The 17,474-nt window shown below is 71.8% G+C and carries 17 protein-coding genes; 8 read left to right on the top strand and 9 right to left on the bottom strand.

Annotated elements, in window-relative coordinates; genetic code table 11:
* Positions 1–117: 117 nt before the first annotated feature.
* The 3 genes from FB474_RS13475 to FB474_RS13465 form a co-directional block, all read right to left on the bottom strand.
* A complete protein-coding gene (locus tag FB474_RS13475; RefSeq protein WP_185746165.1) occupies positions 118–1,371 on the bottom strand; it encodes an HNH endonuclease signature motif containing protein in 1,254 nt (417 codons plus the stop codon).
* Between the two features lie 316 nt (positions 1,372–1,687).
* The gene (locus FB474_RS13470) at positions 1,688–2,497 is read right to left on the bottom strand and encodes a pentapeptide repeat-containing protein (RefSeq protein WP_141789117.1); all 810 of its coding nucleotides are present in this window, start codon (positions 2,495–2,497) and stop codon (positions 1,688–1,690) included.
* On the bottom strand, positions 2,494–3,645 hold the full coding sequence (locus FB474_RS13465) for a MalY/PatB family protein (RefSeq protein ID WP_141789116.1): 1,152 nt from the start codon (positions 3,643–3,645) through the stop codon (positions 2,494–2,496). Before FB474_RS13465 ends, FB474_RS13470 begins: the two co-directional genes overlap by 4 nt.
* A gap of 51 nt (positions 3,646–3,696) precedes the next feature.
* On the opposite strand from FB474_RS13465, the gene FB474_RS13460 reads away from it, so the two are divergent.
* Both FB474_RS13460 and FB474_RS13455 read left to right on the top strand, forming a co-directional pair.
* The gene (locus tag FB474_RS13460; RefSeq protein WP_185746164.1) at positions 3,697–4,320 is read left to right on the top strand and encodes a histidine phosphatase family protein; all 624 of its coding nucleotides are present in this window, start codon (positions 3,697–3,699) and stop codon (positions 4,318–4,320) included.
* A gap of 116 nt (positions 4,321–4,436) precedes the next feature.
* The gene (locus FB474_RS13455) at positions 4,437–4,952 is read left to right on the top strand and encodes a nitroreductase family protein (protein ID WP_141789114.1); all 516 of its coding nucleotides are present in this window, start codon (positions 4,437–4,439) and stop codon (positions 4,950–4,952) included.
* A 39-nt stretch (positions 4,953–4,991) separates the two neighbouring features.
* On the opposite strand, the gene FB474_RS13450 is transcribed toward FB474_RS13455, so the two are convergent.
* Entirely contained in the window at positions 4,992–5,339 is a 348-nt protein-coding gene (locus FB474_RS13450; RefSeq protein WP_141789113.1) for a VOC family protein, read from the bottom strand.
* Positions 5,340–5,439: 100 nt separating this feature from the next.
* The gene (locus FB474_RS13445) at positions 5,440–6,651 is read right to left on the bottom strand and encodes an N-acetylglucosamine-6-phosphate deacetylase (RefSeq protein WP_246092179.1); all 1,212 of its coding nucleotides are present in this window, start codon (positions 6,649–6,651) and stop codon (positions 5,440–5,442) included.
* 153 nt (positions 6,652–6,804) lie between these two features.
* Here FB474_RS13445 and FB474_RS13440 point away from each other — a divergent pair, with 153 nt between their 5' ends.
* The 3 genes from FB474_RS13440 (at position 6,805) to FB474_RS13430 (ending at position 9,951) form a co-directional block, all read left to right on the top strand.
* The gene (locus FB474_RS13440) at positions 6,805–8,079 is read left to right on the top strand and encodes an extracellular solute-binding protein (RefSeq protein ID WP_141789111.1); all 1,275 of its coding nucleotides are present in this window, start codon (positions 6,805–6,807) and stop codon (positions 8,077–8,079) included.
* Between the two features lie 97 nt (positions 8,080–8,176).
* Positions 8,177–9,070 carry a carbohydrate ABC transporter permease gene (locus FB474_RS13435; RefSeq protein WP_141789110.1) on the top strand — a complete coding sequence of 298 codons (894 nt, stop codon included), beginning with the start codon at positions 8,177–8,179 and terminating at the stop codon, positions 9,068–9,070.
* On the top strand, positions 9,067–9,951 hold the full coding sequence (locus FB474_RS13430; RefSeq protein ID WP_141789109.1) for a carbohydrate ABC transporter permease: 885 nt from the start codon (positions 9,067–9,069) through the stop codon (positions 9,949–9,951). Before FB474_RS13435 ends, FB474_RS13430 begins: the two co-directional genes overlap by 4 nt.
* 12 nt (positions 9,952–9,963) lie before the next feature.
* Here the strand turns inward: FB474_RS13430 and nucS are convergent, their stop codons facing one another.
* On the bottom strand, positions 9,964–10,659 hold the full coding sequence (gene nucS / locus FB474_RS13425) for an endonuclease NucS (RefSeq protein WP_141789108.1): 696 nt from the start codon (positions 10,657–10,659) through the stop codon (positions 9,964–9,966).
* Positions 10,660–10,670: 11 nt separating this feature from the next.
* Positions 10,671–11,534: a hypothetical protein gene (locus tag FB474_RS13420; RefSeq protein WP_141789107.1), complete on the bottom strand. Its 864-nt coding sequence runs from the start codon at positions 11,532–11,534 to the stop codon at positions 10,671–10,673.
* Between the two features lie 111 nt (positions 11,535–11,645).
* Here FB474_RS13420 and FB474_RS13415 point away from each other — a divergent pair, with 111 nt between their 5' ends.
* From FB474_RS13415 to FB474_RS13405, 3 genes are all read left to right on the top strand, one after another.
* On the top strand, positions 11,646–13,421 hold the full coding sequence (locus FB474_RS13415) for a 3-hydroxyacyl-CoA dehydrogenase family protein (protein WP_141789106.1): 1,776 nt from the start codon (positions 11,646–11,648) through the stop codon (positions 13,419–13,421).
* 84 nt (positions 13,422–13,505) lie between these two features.
* On the top strand, positions 13,506–13,829 hold the full coding sequence (locus FB474_RS13410; RefSeq protein WP_141789105.1) for a hypothetical protein: 324 nt from the start codon (positions 13,506–13,508) through the stop codon (positions 13,827–13,829).
* A complete protein-coding gene (locus tag FB474_RS13405) occupies positions 13,826–14,566 on the top strand; it encodes an alpha/beta hydrolase (RefSeq protein WP_185746163.1) in 741 nt (246 codons plus the stop codon). The genes FB474_RS13410 and FB474_RS13405 overlap by 4 nt, the downstream gene beginning before the upstream one ends.
* A gap of 7 nt (positions 14,567–14,573) precedes the next feature.
* On the opposite strand, the gene FB474_RS13400 is transcribed toward FB474_RS13405, so the two are convergent.
* Together FB474_RS13400 and ccrA are read right to left on the bottom strand one after the other, a co-directional pair.
* Positions 14,574–15,950 (bottom strand): AI-2E family transporter, encoded by a 1,377-nt coding sequence (locus FB474_RS13400; RefSeq protein WP_141789104.1) that lies wholly within the window; start codon positions 15,948–15,950, stop codon positions 14,574–14,576.
* Between the two features lie 68 nt (positions 15,951–16,018).
* Positions 16,019–17,356, bottom strand: coding sequence for a crotonyl-CoA carboxylase/reductase (gene ccrA / locus FB474_RS13395; protein ID WP_141789103.1), 1,338 nt, complete (start codon positions 17,354–17,356; stop codon positions 16,019–16,021).
* Positions 17,357–17,474: the final 118 nt, after the last annotated feature.

Below are 17,474 nucleotides of genomic sequence, written 5' to 3'. Positions count from 1 at the left end.
AGTGCTGCGGGCCCGACGCTCTTCGCCTCGGCCCGACCCGCTGCCATTACTGCGAAACGACGGCCGGGCATGCCACTGACCCGGCCCGCTTTTTGGGCCGGGTGCGGGGCGGGTGCCTCAGGTGTGCCAGGTGACCCCGGTCGCGGTCACGGTCGCGGTCCAGCCGCGCTGGTGCACGATCGTGTGGTGCCGCCCGCACAACAGCGCCGCGTTGCCGACATCGGTGGCCCCGCCGTTGGCCCAGTGGATGACGTGGTGACCGTCGCACCACCACGGCGGTGCGGCGCAGCCCGGGATGGTGCAGCCGCCGTCGCGTAACCACAGGTGCTTCAGCTGGGCCGGGGTGAACAACCGCCGCGTCCGGCCCAGGTCCAGGACCTCCCCCTGGCTGCCGAGGACGACCGGGATCACTCCGGCGTCGCAGGCGATCCGGCGCACCGTCTCCGGCCCCAGCAGCGTCCCGTTGCCCAGCGCGCTGCCGTTGCCCAGCACCGTCCCGGACCCACACGCGTCCTTGAGGCCCTGGAAGTCCATGGTCACGAAGACCTGCGCCTTGGTCTGCACCGGCACCTCACCCCCGGCGGGGCTCGAACGCCGGCACGCCTGCACCAGGGCGTCCCCCCGGCGCTGGTCGCTGCTCCTGAGGTCGCTGACCCCGTCGACCGGGTGCGGCGCGGACAACGGCCCGATCGCCGCCTCCAACACGCTCGCCCCCTCGGGGTCCAGGCGCAGCTGGTACTCCACCATCCCGTCATCGGCCCGCCCCGCCGACAACGACACCCCGTGCCTGAGGCGGTCCTGCCGCACCTGGAACTCGTCCTGGCGGCCGTAGGCGGCGATGATCCGCTCCCGCAAACCCCGCACCTCCCGCGGGCCCGCCTCCTCCGCCACCTGCAGGAACCCCTCCCACACCTTGGGCAGCGCCCGCGGCGTCAACCGGGGACCCAGCTTGTGCATCTCCGCCAGCACGACCGCCGCGCAGCGCACCCCGACCCGCCCGGCCAGCACGCACCCCCGCAGCCGCCGCACCGACCCGTGGTCCAACACCTGAGTGGCCCCGAGACCAACCGGCCGGCCGATGCAGGCCTGGGCGACCTTGACCAGGTCACCCGCCCCACCGGCCCGGTAGGACGGCGCCCACTCCAACACCCACCCCGCCGACGTTGAACAGGTCGAGGAGGCCACCTCACCGCGCTCCAGGCCCTCGGCCAGCACCGTGACCTGGGCCGCCTCCACCAAACGCCGCAGCACATCCAGCCGACCCATCGCCGGGCCGAGATCCGCGCCCCGACACTGGTGCACCACCTCGGCCAGCCCGGTCAACGCCTCCGCCGCCGCGTCCACCACCGCGAACCGGTCCGCGAACGACACCGCCGCCCCGCCACCCGACGAAGGACCTGCCGACCCCGCACCGCCAGGGGATTCCGACCGCGCCGCGGGCACGCCACCAGCCCCGCTGGCCGCGGCCCCCTGGTGACGATCCCCCCGATGCATGGTTCGAACATATATTCGACCGCCGACAGGAGGTCGGGATCATCCACAGTCCATCAGTGCAGGTGAGGGACCGGGGGAGTCGGCTACTCGGGATACCAAGGTGCCGTGCCCCGCGACGATCTGCCGGCGACGGTGCCCGGTCTGGTGTCACGGCCCACGTGCCACCACTCGATGCGCCTTGTGTCAGCGCGAGTCACCAGTGGGAGGGTCGACCCAGGGCCGGCGGCAGGGTCGTCTGCCCGTCGCCGCGTGCCGCCTGGAGCTGGGGCTGGGTGAGGTACAGCGCGCCGGTGAGGTCGGCCCCCGACAGGTCGGCGCCGCGCAGGTCCGCCCCGATGAGGTCGGCCCGGCGCAGGTCCGCTCCGCGCAGGTCGGCCCCGACCAGCAGCGCACCGCGAAGGCTCGCCCCGCACAGGTCGGCGCCGCGCAGCCGCGCACCCACCAGGTCGGCGCCGCGGTGGTCCGCCCGTCCGGGAACGCCCGCGCGCGCCAGCTCGCTGGCCCGCAGCAGCAGGGCGTTGGCGCGCTCCCGGACCGGGCCCACGTCCAGGACCTGCAGCTGCGCCGCGCTGGCGCGGGTGAGCTCGTCGACCTCGGCCAACGCCCGGCGCAGGTCGTCGTGGACGGTCGCCGCCTCGGTGAGCTCGAGCGCCTGGGCGAGGTACCACAGAAGCTCGTGCAGCTGCCGCATGACGGGGAAGACGGCGAACATCGCCCTCGCCGTGGCGCGGTCCTGGCGCCAGTCGCGGTCCTCGAAGGTCTGCTGCGAGACCTTCTGGCCCGCGCCGAAGCAGTCGTAGACGGTGCACCCTGCGTAGCCGCTGTCGCGCAGCCGGTCGTGGATGCCGCAGCGGAAGTCGGCCTGGAGGTTGGCGCACGGCTGCCCCGCCGGCTTGTCCACCGCGAAGTCCGACGACGCCTGGAACGGCAGGGCCACGCAGCACAGCCCGAAGCAGCTGGCGCAGTCCGCGCGCAGGCCGAGCTCGACCTGGGTGCGGGTCACGCCGGGTCACCCCAGGCCTTGGTGAGCCGCCGGACCACCTCGGCCACGCGCTCGGGCGAGGTGGCCAGGTTGACCCGCACGTGCCCCTGCCCGCCCGGGCCGAACGTCGCGCCGTCGTTGACCAGCACCCGCCCGCGCTCCAGCGCTGCACCGGCCGGGTTGGCCAGGCCGGTGCAGCGCGCGTCCAGCCAGGCGAGGTAGGTCGCCTCGAGCGCCCGCATGCGCACCCCGGGCAGCTCCTGCGCGACGAGGTCGACGAGCAGGGCGCGGTTGGCCTCCAGCCGCTGCAGCACCGCGGACAGCCACGGCAGCCCCTCCCGGTATGCCGCCCGCGCGGCCACGTGCCCCAGCGGGCTCGAGCCGTGGTTGGCCACCGGAGGCAGGGCGCGCAGCGCCCGCAGGTCGGCCCGGCTGCCGGCGACGAGCTGGGCGCTCTTGAGGCCGGGGACGTTCCAGGCCTTGCTGGCTGACATCAGGGTGGTGGTGTGCTCCGCCGCGCCGTCCAGGGAGGCGTAGGCGATGTGGGTGTGGCCGGGCAGGACCAGCGGGGCGTGGATCTCGTCGCTGATGACCCGGGCGCCGTGGCGCGCCACCACGTCGCGCAGGGCCTCGAGCTCGGCCCGGGTGAACGCCCGCCCCCAGGGGTTGTGGGGGTTGGACAGCAGCAAGGTGCGGGCCCCGTCCGAGAACGCAGCCTCGACCCGGTCCAGGTCCAGCGTCGCGCGGTCGGCGTCGGGGTCGAGCGGGATGGTCACCATCTGGCGGCCGGAGAGTGGGACCACGTCGAGGAAGGGCATGTACGCCGGGGTCGGGACCACCACCGGGGCGTCCTCGCACAGCGTCTCCAGCGCCAGGCGCACGCCGGCCATCACGTCGCCGGTCAGCACGACCGAGGCGGGGTCGGGCGACCAGCCCCAGCGCTCTCCGGCGAAGGTCGCGAGGGCCTCCGGCACGCCGGTGGCCTCGTCCAGCGCCGGGTAGCCGACGTCACCGCGGTCGACCGCGTCGTGCAGCGCCGCGCTGATCGGCTCGGCCAGGGCGAAGTCCATCTCGGCCACCCAGGCGGGCAGGACGTCCGCGGCGGCGAAGGTCCACTTGATGCTGCCCCGCGCCCGGAGCTGCTCATCGGTCAGGTCGACAAGGCTCATGGTGGCGATCCTGCCAGCCGCGACCGGGCCACACGGCATACAGTCCGGCGGGTGAGCGACCTCCAGTGCCCGGCCACCCTGCTCGTCTCCCGGCACGGCGACGCCGAGTACGCCCGTCCCGGCATCCTGTCCGACGACGGTGGGTGGCTCTCGGACGCCGGCCGGCAGCAGGTCCACGAGCTGGTGGAGAGCCTGTGCGGGGTGCGGGTGGCCGCGGTCTGGTCCAGCACGATGGACCGCGCGGTGGAGTCGGCGGTCCTTGCCGCCGACCTGCTCGGCGTGCCGGCGCGGAGCCTGGACGGGCTGCAGGAGTTCTCGGTGGGCGAGCTGGCCGGGGTGAGCTACCACGACCCGCGGGCCCAGGCGGTCTTCGACCGCTGGCTGCTCGGCGACCTGGACGCCGGCTGCCCGGGCGGGGAGGACGGGCACACGCTGGTGACCCGCTACCGCGAGGCTGTCGAGACCATCGCCGACCAGCACCGCGGCGAGACCGTGCTGGTCTTCAGCCACGGCGGGGTGATGTCGCTCGTGCTGCCGCGCCTGGCGCTGAACTCCCGCGACGACCTGGCGGCACAGCGCTTCCTGCCCAACTGCGTGCCGGCCGAGCTCGCCGTGGACGCCGACGGCTGGCTGTTGCGCAGCTGGCCGGGCAGCACCGACCCCGGCGTGGTCTGAGCCTTCCGGGTGTGCCCCGCCTCAGGTCAGCTCACCTGGACATGCCGCAGACCACACGGTGAACGCCGGCTCGGCAGCCGGTGGCCACACACGGCGCGGAGGCGCAGGATGGCATCGTGGAGACCTGGGACGCCTTGCGGGCGCGACGAAACGTTCGGCAGTTCACCGAGCAGCCAGTCCCTGACGAGGCGCTCGACCGCATCCTCGACGCTGGGCGACGTGCCCCGTCGGCGGGCAACTGGCAGCCCTGGGACTTCGTGCTCGTCACGGACAGGGCGCAGCTGGTCGAGCTGGCGAAGGTGTGGCAGGGCGCCAGGCATGTCGCCGGAGCGGCGGCCGCGATCGCGATCGTCGCGCCGGAGCCGCAGGACGAACGACAGTCGTCTCTCCTCCAGTACGACCTCGGTCAGGCCACCTATGCGATGACCGTCGCCGCGGCCGACCTGGGCGTCGGCACGGGCCATGCTGCCGTGGCCGACCAGGACCAGGCCAAGGCCGTCCTTGGCTTCCCCGACGGACGATTCCTGGCCTACGTGCTCTCCGTCGGCTATCCGGCGGACAAGCCGTTGGCGGTCATCGAGCGGCTGAACCGACGCCCCTTCGACGAGGTCGTGCACCGCGGACGGTGGTGACCTGCCAGGAGTGGGCGGTCACCGCGAACGGCACCTGCGTCAGTGCGCCGCAAGGACGCAGAACTCGTTGCCTTCGGGGTCCGCCAGGACGACCCACGGTGCATCACCCTGGCCAACATCAACACGTTGGGCGCCATGAGCCAGCAGACGAGCCACCTCGGCGTCCTGGTCCTCGGGCCTGAAGTCGAGATGCAGTCGGCTCTTGGCCTTCTTGCTCTCATCGAGCCGGACGAAGTCCAACCCCGGCAGGCGATCCGGCTCCGGGCGGATCTCGAACTCGTCGGCGGAGGTGTGGACCACGACCCAGCCGAGTGCCTCGGCCCACCACTGCCCCAAGGTCGCCGGATCTTCCGAGTGGACAAGTACCTGTTCCCACGCCAAGGTCATGCGCCGAACCTAGCCGGGCCACGGGTTCAGAGAACAAACGATTTTCGGGGAGGACGCTCGTCACGAACGTCAGGTCACCGCGAGTGCGTGCCCCACCCGGTCAGAGCCACGCGCCGCAGCGCATGACCCGTGGCGAGGCCAGCTGGTCGTCGACGACGACGAGGTCGGCACGCGCCCCGGCCTCGAGGCGGCCGCGCCCGGCCAGGGCGAGCGCCTCTGCGGGGGTCGCCGAAGCGGCGGTCACTGCCTCCAGCAACGGCACGCCCACCTCGTGCACGCACCAGCGCACGACGTCGAGCAGGGTGGTGACCCCGCCGGCGATGGCGCCCCCGTCGACGAGGCGGGCCGTCCCCGCCTCGACCCGCACCTCCTGGCCGCCGAGCTGGTAGGTGCCCTCCGGCATACCGCTCGCCGCCATCGCGTCGGTGACCAGGCACAGGCCCTCGGCACCGACCAGGTCGAACAGCATCCGCACGGTGCCGGGGGCCAGGTGCACCCCGTCCCCGACGACCTCCAGCACGGCCTCGCCACGGGCCGCCGCAGACAGGCAGGCGGCCACCGGGCCGGGGGAGCGGTGGTGCAACGGGGGCATCCCGTTGAAGACGTGGGTGACCAGCGGCCGGCCACCGCGGGGGGCGGTCTCCCGTGCCGTGCGCAGGGCGGCGGCGACGAGGGTGTCGTCGGCGTCGGTGTGGCCGAACGCAGGGAGGATCCCGTGGGTGGCGAGGGCTGCCGGGAGCCGGGACCCGGGGTCGCGTTCGGGGGCGAACGTCATCTGGGCCAGGGCCTGTGGCGCGCCGGCGTCGGCCGCGGCGCGGGCCAGCACCGCGACCAGGTCGGTGTCGACGTCGGTCAGGGCGTCGGCCCGCTGGGCGCCGCGGCGGGCGTCGGACAGGAACGGCCCCTCGAGGTGGACCCCGACCAGCTCGCCCGCCGCCACCAGGGTCGCCGCGGTGCGGGTGCCGGCCAGCAGCGTGGCCGGGTCGGCCGAGACGAGGCTGCCCACGAGCGAGGTGGTGCCGTGGCGCAGGTGGTGGGCTGCCGCGGCCCGTGTCGCCGCCGGGTCGGGGCCGACCTCGCCGCCGGCGCCGCCGTGGCAGTGCACGTCGACCAGACCGGGCAGGATCGTCGCGCCGGGCGTCCAGCCGTCGGCGGCCGGTGTGCCCTGCCAGCCCGGCGGCAGGTCGCGGGCCGCGCCGGCGAAGACGATCCGCTCGCCCTCGAGCGCGACCGCGCCGTCGGGCAGGACGGCAGTGGGGGTCACCACCCGTCCGGTGAGCAGGGTGCGGGCCGGCGACGGTGCGGGAGTCACCCGAGCATGATGCACCGTCCGCCGGGCTCTGGGTAAATAAGTCACCAAGAACCGTTGACGGGTGCAGAAAACATCCGTGAGCATGAGCCCACCTCGGGGCGCCGTCCGGTTCGGGCGGTTTCGGCCTCGCCATGCGACAGGGGAGTGCTCACCATGGTCCGTGCCCACCGTTCCCTTGCCCTGACGGCAGCGATCGCGTCCGTCGCGGCCCTCGGCCTGACCGCGTGCAGCGGGGGTGCGGGCTCCAGCTCGGCCGGGGGAGGTGCCGGGGACGGCTCGGGCAAGAAGGTCACCCGGATCAAGCTGGTGGCCGCGGAGTACTCCAAGGACCACACAGCCGCGTTCTGGAAGCAGTTCGCGGAGAAGTACAAGCAGAAGACGGGCATCGACCTCGACGTCCAGGTGGTCAGCTGGGACACGATCGACCAGACGTCCAGCACGATGCTCCAGAACAACAACGCGCCGGACATCCTCAACCTCAACGCCTACGCCTCCTACGCCAAGGACGGCCTGCTCTACAACGGCGACGAGGTGCTGCCGGCCTCGGCGAAGAGCGACATCCTCGACGCGTTCGACAAGAGCGGCACCTACAACGGCAAGCTCTACGGCTTCCCCGACCTGTCCTCGGCCCGCGCGTTCTTCTACAACAAGGCCCTCTTCAGCAAGGCCGGCATCGCGGCCCCGCCGAAGACGTGGTCCGAGCTCGAGGCTGACGCCAAGCGGATCTCCGCGCTCGGTGACGGCAGCATCGGCTACGCCCTCCCGTTGGGGCCGGAGGAGTCCCAGGGCGAGTTCTCCATGTGGCTGTTCAACAACAACGGCAGCTGGAAGAAGGACGGGAAGTGGACGATCAACTCGCCCGAGAACGTCAAGACCCTGAGCTTCCTCAAGAAGCTCACCGACGAGAAGGTCACCCAGAACAACCCGGGCAAGACCAACCGCGCTGACGCCTTCAACCTCTTCGCGTCCGGGAAGGTCGGCATGGTGGTCGGCTTCTCGCCGCTCGCGGCCCAGCTCGACAAGGCCGGGACGGTGCAGTACGGCGTGGCGCCGATGCCGACCCAGGCGTCCGAGCCCCAGACGTTCGGCGTCACCGACTACCTGATGGCGTTCAAGAAGCCCGGCAACCAGGAGGCGGTCAAGGCCTTCTACGACCTCTACTACCAGAAGGACCAGGTCAACCAGTTCATCAAGGCCGAGGGCTTCCTGCCGGTGACCAGGAGCGGGCTGGACTTCTTCAAGGACGACGCCAAGCTCAAGGTCTACCTCGACACCCTGCCCAACGCGCACCTCACACCGACCGACGACCCGACCTGGGACAAGGTCAAGCTCGCCGTGCAGCAGAACCTCGGCGCCGCCGTCTCGCCGGGCGGCGACCCGCAGAAGGTCCTCGACACCCTGCAGGAGCAGGCCGGGAACGGCAGCTGACGTGCCCGACCGGCACGCCGGTGCGGTAGCCGCGGGAGCGCCCGCCACGGCCGCTGTGCCGTCAGGGCGCGCCCCACGGCGCGCACGAGCCAGGGGTATGACGCGGCGCCGCGCCGACCGCGCGTCGCTGGGCTCGGCCCTGCTCTGGCTCGGACCCGCGCTGCTGCTCATCGGCGGGGTGGTCGTGCTCCCGGCGGTCGAGCTGGTCCGTGCCTCGCTGAGCCGCTTCTCGATCACCGGCCTGCGCCTGGGTGACGCGGGCACGCGCAACTACACGGCGGTGCTCCAGCACCCGATGCTCGGGACCGTCGTCCTGAACACCGTCATCTGGGTCGTCGCGGTGGTCGCGCTCACCGTCGTCATCAGCCTGGGGGTGGCACAGTTCCTGACCAAGGACTTCTGGGGCCGCACGGTGGTGCGGTGGGCGGTCATCGTGCCCTGGGCGGCCTCACTGGTCATCACGGCCAAGACCTTCGTGATGATCTACGACTACTACTACGGCACGCTCAACCTGCTGCTCGGCGCGGTCGGGCTGGGTCCGGTCGACTTCCTGGGCAGCGACGCCTGGATCATGGCCTCGATGGTGCTGGTGGGCGTCTTCGTCTCGATCCCGTTCACCTCCTACGTCTTCGTGGCCGGTCTCAACGCCACCCCCGTCGAGGTCTACGAGGCGGCGCGGGTCGACGGGGCGGGCCCGTTCCAGACGTGGTGGCGGATCACCCTGCCCCTGCTGCGACCCGCGCTGCTCGTCGCCGTGGTGCTCAACATCATCAACGTCTTCAACTCGTTCCCGATCATCTACGTGCTCAACGACCGCAACCCCGGCTTCGGCCACGACACGACGATCACCTTCATGTACAAGCTCGCGTTCAAGAGCGCCGAGAAGGACGTGGGCATGTCCGCCGCCGCCGGCGTCTTCAACGTCCTGCTGATCCTCGTGGTCGTCGTCGTCTACCTCCGGTTCACCCGGTGGCGGGAGGAGTCCGCATGACCGCCGTCCCCACCACGACGGGCGCCGCACGGGCGCGCGCCTCCGCACGGCATACCGGGTGGAGGCGCCACCGCTCGTGGGTGATGCCGCTGGCCGGTCTGGGCGTGATGCTCGTCTTCCTCGCGCCCTACCTCGTGATGCTGCTCGACTCGTTCCGGCCGAGCGCCGACGTCGTGCGCACCCCACCGACCTTCCTGCCGCGGGTCTGGCAGCTGTCGACCTACGCGCAGGTCCTCGGTGACGACCGGTTCCTCGGCTGGCTGAAGACCTCGCTGGTCGTGGCCACGGCCTCGACGGCCATCGTCGTCGTCGTGTCGGTCCCGGCCGCCTACTACACGGCGCGGTTCCGGTTCCCCGGGCGCATGGCGTTCCTGCTGCTGGTGCTGGTCACCCAGATGTTCTCCCCGACCGCGCTGGTCGTCGGCATCTACCGCGAGTGGTTCAACCTCGACATGGTCAACACGTACGGCGCGCTGATCCTCACCAACGCGGCGTTCAACCTGGCGTTCGCGGTGTGGATCCTGCACGGCTTCTTCGGATCCATCCCCAAGGAGGTCGAGGAGGCGGCCCACCTCGACGGCTGCAGCCGCTTCGGGACGCTGTGGCGGGTCATGCTGCCCCTCACCGTGCCGGGTCTGGTGACCGCGGTGATCTTCACCTTCATCGCCGCGTGGAACGAGTACGTCGTGGCCCTGACGCTGATGCTCGACGAGGACCGCAAGCCGCTGACCGTCGGGATCACCTCGTACGTCACGGGGTACGAGCAGCACTGGGACCAGCTGTTCGCCGCGTCCGTCATCGCGATCGTCCCGGTGGTGGTCCTGTTCGCCGTGATCGAGAAGCACCTCGTCGGCGGCCTCACCGCAGGTTCGGTGAAGTAGCCGGGTCGCGCCTCAGAAGAGGCGGGACCCCACGTCGTCGATGCCCTTGAGGGCGTCGTAGTCCAGGGTCACGCAGCGGATCCCGCGGTCGGTCGCGAGCGTGCGCGCCTGCGGCTTGATCTCCTGCGCCGCGAAGATGCCGGTGACCGGGCCCAGGTGCGGGTCGCGGTTCATCAGCTCGAGGTAGCGGGTCAGCTGCTCGACGCCGTCGATGTCGCCGCGCCGCTTGATCTCGACCGCGACGCTGGCCCCGGCGGCGTCCTTGCACAGGATGTCGACCGGCCCGATCGCCGTCATGTACTCCCGCCGGACCAGGGTGAAGCCCTCGCCGAGGGTGTGGATGTGCTCGGCGAGCAGCTTCTGCAGGTGTGCCTCGACGCCGTCCTTGACCAGGCCCGGGTCCACGCCGAGCTCGTGCGCCGAGTCGTGCAGCACCTCGTGCAGGCGCACCCGCAGCCGGTCCTCGGACTTGGCGTGCTGCACCACCCAGACCGCCTCGACGCCCTCGGCGACCTCGTGCTCCTCGGGATCGGTCTCGGCCATCGCGCACGGCGGCGACATCCAGTTCAGCGGCTTGTACGACCCGCCGTCGCTGTGCACCAGCACCGAGCCGTCGGCCTTGACCATGAGCAGGCGGGTGGCGAGGGGCAGGTGGGCGTTGAGCCGACCTTCGTAGTCGACGCTGCAGCGGGCAATGACGAGACGCACGGGGAGGCAGCCTAGCCCGAGGCCGGCCCGCCCGCCGAGACGGCATCGCCGGGCACCTCGGCGCGTCGCGCGAGGGCCAGGCAGCCGCCCAGCGTCGCGACGAAACCCAGCGCCGCCAACCCGGCGAAGCCGCTGCGCACGGTGTCGCCCAGCCACAGCAGGCCCACCGCCGCGGGCACGACGGTCTCCACGCCGAAGGTCACCGCGGCGGTCGTGGTCGCCGAACCGCGGTCGAGCGCGAGGCCGTAGCAGGCCATGGCCAGCAGGCCGTATGCCGCGATGGCCCACGTGAGCGGGTCGGCCAGCAGGTGCCACCAGGGGTCGGGGACGGCCAGCACCCGCGCGGCCACGCCCACCCCGCCGAAGCCGAGACCGGACGCGGCCGCCAGCAACGGGCAGGCCCAGCGGGAGGCGCGTGGCAGCCTCCAGCCCACGAGCGCGAGCAGGGCCACCGGCACCGCCCCGGCCAGCACCAGCCAGGTCCACGGCGAGGCCAGCGGCGCCGGCGACTCGACTCCGGCGCTGACCGCGAGGGCGACCAGTCCCAGGCCGACGACGGCGAGGGCGGCGACCTCGGCCCGCGAGAGTCGGGCGTGCAGCACGGCGACGGCCAGCACCGCCGTGACCGCGACGCTCGAGGCGATCGCGGACTGCACCACGAACAGCGGCAGGCTGCGCAGCGCCACGAGCGAGGCGAGGAAGCCGACACCGTCCAGGCCCAGGCCGACGGCATACAGCCGTCCCGCCCAGGCGCGCGCCAGCAGCGGCGAGCCGGGCGGCCAGGAGGTCATCCGCCGCACCCCGAGGGCCTGCAGCACGGTGGCGCTGCCGTAGCAGAGGGAGGCGGCGAGGGCGCCGAGGAGGCCGGGCAGCATCCCGTGATCCTCGCAGGCCCGGTATGCCGTCCGGTCGCCGGACGCACTGTGACCACCGCCTCCCGGCAGACGCCTCCCGGCAGCCCCCGGCGCTCTGCCAGACTCACCGCCATGGCTCGCGAAATCAGCACAGTCGGCGTCATCGGCCTGGGCACCATGGGTGCCGGCATCGTCGAGGTCTTCGCCCGCAACGGGCTCTCCGTCGTGGCCGTGGAGGCCAGCCCCGAGGGCGTCGAGAAGGGCAAGGGGGTGCTGCAGCACTCCACGGACCGGGCGGTCACCCGCGGCAAGCTGACGGCCGAGGACCAGGACGTGCTGCACGACCGGATCCGGTTCACCGCCGACCTGGCCGACCTGGCCGAGTGCGACCTCGTCGTCGAGGCTGTGCCCGAGCACCTCGACCTCAAGCGGCAGATCTTCGCCCGGCTGGACGAGATCGTGAAGCCTGACGCGATCCTCGCGACCAACACCTCGAGCCTGTCCGTCACCGAGATCTCGGTGGCCACGCACAACCCGCGACGCGTCGTCGGCATGCACTTCTTCAACCCGGCGCCGGTGCTGAAGTTCGTCGAGGTCATCAGGACCGTCGTCGTCGAGGACGAGGTCGTCGAGGACGTCAAGGCCCTGGCCGAGCGGCTGGGCAAGAAGCCCGTCGTGGTCGGCGACAAGGCCGGCTTCATCGCCAACGCGCTGCTGTTCGGCTACCTCAACCACGCGGTGTCGATGTTCGAGAGCCGCTACGCCACCCGCGAGGACATCGACGCGGCCATGCAGCTCGGCTGCGGCCTGCCGATGGGCCCGCTGGCGCTGATGGACCTCATCGGCCTCGACACGGCCTACGAGATCCTCGACACGATGTACAAGCAGGGCCGTGACCGCCTGCACGCGCCGAGCCCGGTGCTCAAGCAGATGGTCACCGCCGGCCTCAAGGGCCGCAAGACCGGCCGCGGTTTCTACACCTACGACGAGCCGGGCTCCTCCAAGGTCGTGGCCGACCACCTGACCCCCCACGACGGCGAGGCCCACGTCGCGCTGCGCGAGGTGCGCACCGTCGGCGTCGTCGGCTCCGGGACGATGGCCACCGGCATCGTCGAGGTCTTCGCCAAGGCCGGCTACGACGTCACCTACGTCGCCCGCTCCCAGGCCAAGGTCGAGGCGGTGCGGGCCGCGATCGCCAAGTCGCTGGAGAAGGCCGTGCAGCGCGGCAAGCTCGACGAGGTCGCCCGCGACGCCGCCCTCGGCCGGCTCACCGGCACGACCAGCCTGGACGACCTGGCCCGCGTCGACCTCGTCGTCGAGGCCGTCGTGGAGGACCTCAAGGTCAAGCAGGCGCTGTTCGAGAACCTCGACGAGATCTGCAAGCCGGGTGCGATCCTGGCCACGACGACGTCCTCGCTGCCGGTCATCGAGTGCGCCTCGGTCACCAAGCGCCCGCAGGACGTCGTGGGCATGCACTTCTTCAACCCGGCCCAGATCATGAAGCTGGTCGAGGTCGTCCACACCGTCTCCACCGACGACGACGTCGTCGCGACCGTGCAGCACCTGTGCCGCGACCTCGGCAAGCACCCGGTCACCTGTGGCGACCGCGCCGGCTTCATCGTCAACGCGCTGCTGTTCCCCTACCTCAACGACGCCGTCAAGATGCTCGAGGCGCACTACGCCAGCGTCGACGACATCGACACCGCGATGAAGACGGGCTGTGGCTACCCGATGGGCCCGTTCGAGCTGCTCGACGTGGTCGGCCTCGACGTGTCGCTGGCCATCCAGCGCGAGCTCTACCTCGAGTTCCGCGAGCGCGGCTTCGCCCCGGCACCGCTGCTGGAGCACCTGGTCACGGCGGGCTACCTCGGCCGCAAGACCGGCCGCGGGTTCCGCACCTACGCCTGAGGCTCGCCGACAGCAGGGTCGTATGCCGCGCACGTCACCGGACGTGCGCGGCATACCGCTGTCCGGGCCTGAGAGACTGGACCCATGCCCCGGAGCAACCGACCCCGCCGCGGTGGTGCACCGCGAGGCCGGGGCGACGAGGCGCCGCTCGACCTGGGCCGGGTGCTCGGCGGCATGGAGCGCCGGGAGTCCTTCGGCGGTGAGGACTGGTTCGTCCGCCGCGTCTCCGGCGCCGGCTCGGCGAAGACCTACCGGTGCCCGGGCTGCCAGCAGGAGGTGGCCCCCGGCATCCCGCACGTCGTCGCCTGGCCCGCAGACGGGCTCGGCGGCGTGGACCAGCGACGGCACTGGCACACCCCCTGCTGGTCGGCCCGCGACCGGCGACGACCCCAAGGATCGACGCGTTGACCCACGGACACGGCCACCACGAGATCCGCGCCAACACGGTGCTGCCGGCGCGGCGCGAGGACATCGAGCTGCACACCGCCGACGGGCTGACCCTGGTCGGCGAGCTGGCGCTGCCGCTGGACCGCGACCCCGTCGCCACGCTGGTCACCCTGCACCCGCTGCCGACCCACGGCGGCTACATGGACTCCCACGTCTACAAGAAGGCGTCCAACAGGCTGCCGGCGCTGGCCGACCTCGCCGTGCTGCGCTTCAACACCCGCGGCACGTCCTCGCCCCGGGGCACCTCGCAGGGGGTGTTCGACAACGCGGTGGGGGAGCGCTTCGACGTGGCCGCGGCCATCGAGTACGCCGAGTTCCACGACCTGCCGCACCGCTGGCTGGTCGGCTGGTCCTTCGGCACCGACCTGGCGCTGATGTACGGCAACGACCCGGCGGTCGAGGGGGCGATCCTGCTCAGCCCGCCGTTGCGGTTCAGCCGGCCCGAGCACCTGCAGGCCTGGGCGCAGGGCGGCAAGCCGCTGGTGGCGCTCGTGCCGGAGCACGACGACTACCTGCAGCCGGCCGAGGCGGCCGAGCGGTTCGCCGTCGTGCCGCAGGCCAAGGTGGTCGGCGTCGACGGCGCCAAGCACCTGTGGGTGGGGGAGAACTACGTGCGACGGGCGCTCGACGAGATCGTCGGTGTGGTCGCCCCCGACCGGGTCCCGCTGCCGCACACCTGGCACGGCCCGGGCGAGTGACGAGGGCTCAGGCACGCCGCTGCCGGGGCAGCAGCACCTCCTCGTAGATGAGCAGCATGCCCGCGGCGACCGGGATGGCCAGCAGCGCACCGAGCATGCCCAGCAGGGTGCCGCCGACCAGGGCCGCGATGATCGTGATCGCGCCGGGCACCGAGACGGTGCGCTGCATGATCCGCGGCGCCACCACGTAGTTCTCGATCTGCTGGTAGACGACGTAGTAGACGAGGGCGATGATCGCCTTCTTCGGCTCGTCGAAGAAGGCCACGGTGCACACCACCGCCGCGCCCAGCGACGCGCCGACGAGCGGCACGAGACCGAGCAGGCCGACGGCCACCGCCAGGACGGCCGCGTAGGGGATGCCCACGATCGTCATCATGATCCAGCTGCAGATCGCGTTGACCGCCGCGACCGCCACCTGCCCGATGGCATAGCTGCCGACCCGCCGCATGATCTCCTCGGACAGCGAGATGAAGCGCGGGCGCCGGCTCGCCGGGACCATCGCGTAGGCCGCGTGCTTGATCTGCGGCAGCGACGCCAGGAAGTACAGCGTCAGGATCAGCACGGTGAAGAAGGCGAAGAAGCCGGTGAGCACGGCCCGGCCGGCGCCGAGGACGCCACCGAAGACCTGGCTCATGAAGTTGCTGTCGGTGACGCGCTTCTGGAACTCGTGCTGGAAGCTCTGGACCACGTGGTAGTGGCTGTCGAGGTCCTTGACGACGCGGTTGTTCAGCAGGCTGTTGAGGTAGTCCGGGGCGCTCTGGGCCAGGGCGCCGCCCTGCTCGGCGACCGGCGGCACCACGAGGAAGCCCACCGCGACGAAGACCGCGGCCAGGCCGAGGAACACCACCGTGACAGCCAGCGCCCGGCGCAGCCCGCGGCGCACCAGCCACTCCACCAGCGGGTTCAGCGCCAGGGTGAGGAAGAGGGCCACCAGCAGCAGCGTGAAGACCTGCGTCAGCTGCAGGAAGGCGTTGTAGAGGGCGTAGGCGATGAGCACCCCGAACGCGCCGACGAAGCCGACGTAGAAGGGGGAGTGGCGGTTCAGCGGCTGGCCGGCCAGGCCGTACTGCGGCAGCGCCTGCGTCGGGGCCTGGCGCGGGGCCGGCGGCGGGGCCTCGTGCGGGGTCGGCGCGGGACCCGTCCCCGGCGTGGGCGTCGGCCCGGGCACGGCGCCCTGGCCGTCGGTGGCCCGTCCATCAGTGGCCCGTCCGTCGGCGGCCTGACCGTCGGTGGTGCCGCGGCCGTTGGTCGCCGGCTCTTCGGCCGCCTCGGTCCAGCCGGGGTCCTCGTAGGTCGTGTCGTCGTCGATCACCACGGGCAGGCGGTTGCTCTCACGCAACGTTGCCCGCTGACGCCGACGGAACTCGGACCACCGCTCCCACATGACTGGACCTCCCGCGGCGAGCCTAGTCGGCGCGGGAGGTCCAGTGCGTGCACATCGAGCCTGACGGCTCAGGCGTTGCGGAACCGGTTGATCGCGGCCTCCAGCGGAGCGCGCTTGGCGGGGTTGCTGACGCCCAGGCCCTGCTCCGGCGCGAGGGCCAAGACGCCGACCTTGCCCTGGTGCGCGTTGCGGTGGACGTCGTACGCCGCCTGGCCCACGTCCTCCAGCGCGTACGTCTTGGACAGGGTCGGGTGGATGAGCCCGCGGTTGATCAGGTCGTTGGCCTCGAAGGCCTCGCGGTAGTTGGCGAAGTGCGAGCCGATGATCCGCTTGAGGTTCATCCACAGGTAGCGGTTGTCGTACTCGTGCATGAAGCCCGACGTCGAGGCGCAGGTGACGATCGTGCCGCCCTTGCGCGCGACGTACACGGAGGCGCCGAAGGTCTCCCGACCCGGGTGCTCGAAGACGATGTCGGGGTCCTTGCCGCCGGTGAGCTCGCGGATCTTGGCGCCGAAGCGCTTCCACTCCCGCGGGTCCTGGGTCGTCTCGTCCTTCCAGAACCGGTAGCCCTCGGCGTTGCGGTCGATGACCAGCTCGGCACCCATCGCCTTGCAGATGTCGGCCTTGTCCGGGCTGGAGACCACGCAGACCGGGGTGGCGCCGGAGGCCAGGGCCATCTGCGTCGCGTACGAGCCGAGGCCGCCGCTGGCGCCCCAGATCAGGACGGTGTCACCGAGCTTCATGCCCGCGCCGTTGCGCGAGACCAGCTGGCGGTATGCCGTGCTGTTCACCAGGCCGGGGGAGGCGGCCTCCTCCCACGTGAGGTGGTCGGGCTTGGGCATCAGCTGGTTGGCCTTGACCAGGGCCAGCTCGGCCAGGCCGCCGAAGTTGGTCTCGAAGCCCCAGATCCGCTGCTCCGGGTCGAGCATCGTGTCGTTGTGGCCGTCGGGGTGCTCGAGCTCGACGGACAGGCAGTGGGCGACGACCTCGTCGCCGGGCTTCCAGGCGTGCACGCCGGGGCCGGTGCGCAGGACCACGCCGGACAGGTCGGAGCCGACGATGTGGTACGGCAGGTCGTGCCGCTTGGCCAGCGGCGAGGTGCGCCCGTAGCGCTCGAGGAAGCCGAAGGTCGACACCGGCTCGAAGATCGAGGTCCACACGGTGTTGTAGTTGATGGCGCTGGCCATCACGGCGACGATCGCCTCGCCCGGGCCGAGCTCGGGCACCGGCACCTCGTCCAGGTGGAGGCTCTTGCGCGGGTCCTTGTCCCGGCTGGCCTGGCCCTCGAACATCCCGACCTCGTCCTTGTGCACCGTCACGGCGCGGTAGGTCTGCGGGATCTCCAGGTGGGCGAAGGTCTCCTGCGAACGGTCGCCGGAGAGGATGGCGTCGCGGATGGCCTGCATGGTCGTACTCCTCAGGTGGGGGAGACCGGCTCGCGGTCATGCGTGGGCTGCGCCGAAACTACTGTCGGGTAGCCGCTCTTGGGCAGGGACTGAGAGCCCGGCCACACGGTGACCTGCA

The organism is Oryzihumus leptocrescens (genome assembly GCF_006716205.1).
Classification (GTDB): Bacteria; Actinomycetota; Actinomycetes; order Actinomycetales; family Dermatophilaceae; genus Oryzihumus; species Oryzihumus leptocrescens.
Note: the sequence above shows the minus strand (reverse complement) of the source record. Positions and strands in the feature narration are given on the sequence as shown.

Excerpts from the sequence above, each read along its gene's own strand:
- FB474_RS13420 (WP_141789107.1), bottom strand. The coding sequence starts at position 11,534 with ATGCTGCCCGGCCTCCTCGGCGCCCTCGCCGCCTCCCTCTGCTACGGC.
- FB474_RS13450 (WP_141789113.1), bottom strand. The coding sequence starts at position 5,339 with ATGACCTTGGCGTGGGAACAGGTACTTGTCCACTCGGAAGATCCGGCG.
- FB474_RS13430 (WP_141789109.1), top strand. The coding sequence starts at position 9,067 with ATGACCGCCGTCCCCACCACGACGGGCGCCGCACGGGCGCGCGCCTCC.
- ccrA (WP_141789103.1), bottom strand. The coding sequence starts at position 17,356 with ATGCAGGCCATCCGCGACGCCATCCTCTCCGGCGACCGTTCGCAGGAG.
- FB474_RS13410 (WP_141789105.1), top strand. The coding sequence starts at position 13,506 with ATGCCCCGGAGCAACCGACCCCGCCGCGGTGGTGCACCGCGAGGCCGG.
- FB474_RS13415 (WP_141789106.1), top strand. The coding sequence starts at position 11,646 with ATGGCTCGCGAAATCAGCACAGTCGGCGTCATCGGCCTGGGCACCATG.
- FB474_RS13440 (WP_141789111.1), top strand. The coding sequence starts at position 6,805 with ATGGTCCGTGCCCACCGTTCCCTTGCCCTGACGGCAGCGATCGCGTCC.
- FB474_RS13465 (WP_141789116.1), bottom strand. The coding sequence starts at position 3,645 with ATGAGCCTTGTCGACCTGACCGATGAGCAGCTCCGGGCGCGGGGCAGC.
- FB474_RS13400 (WP_141789104.1), bottom strand. The coding sequence starts at position 15,950 with ATGTGGGAGCGGTGGTCCGAGTTCCGTCGGCGTCAGCGGGCAACGTTG.
- FB474_RS13435 (WP_141789110.1), top strand. The coding sequence starts at position 8,177 with ATGACGCGGCGCCGCGCCGACCGCGCGTCGCTGGGCTCGGCCCTGCTC.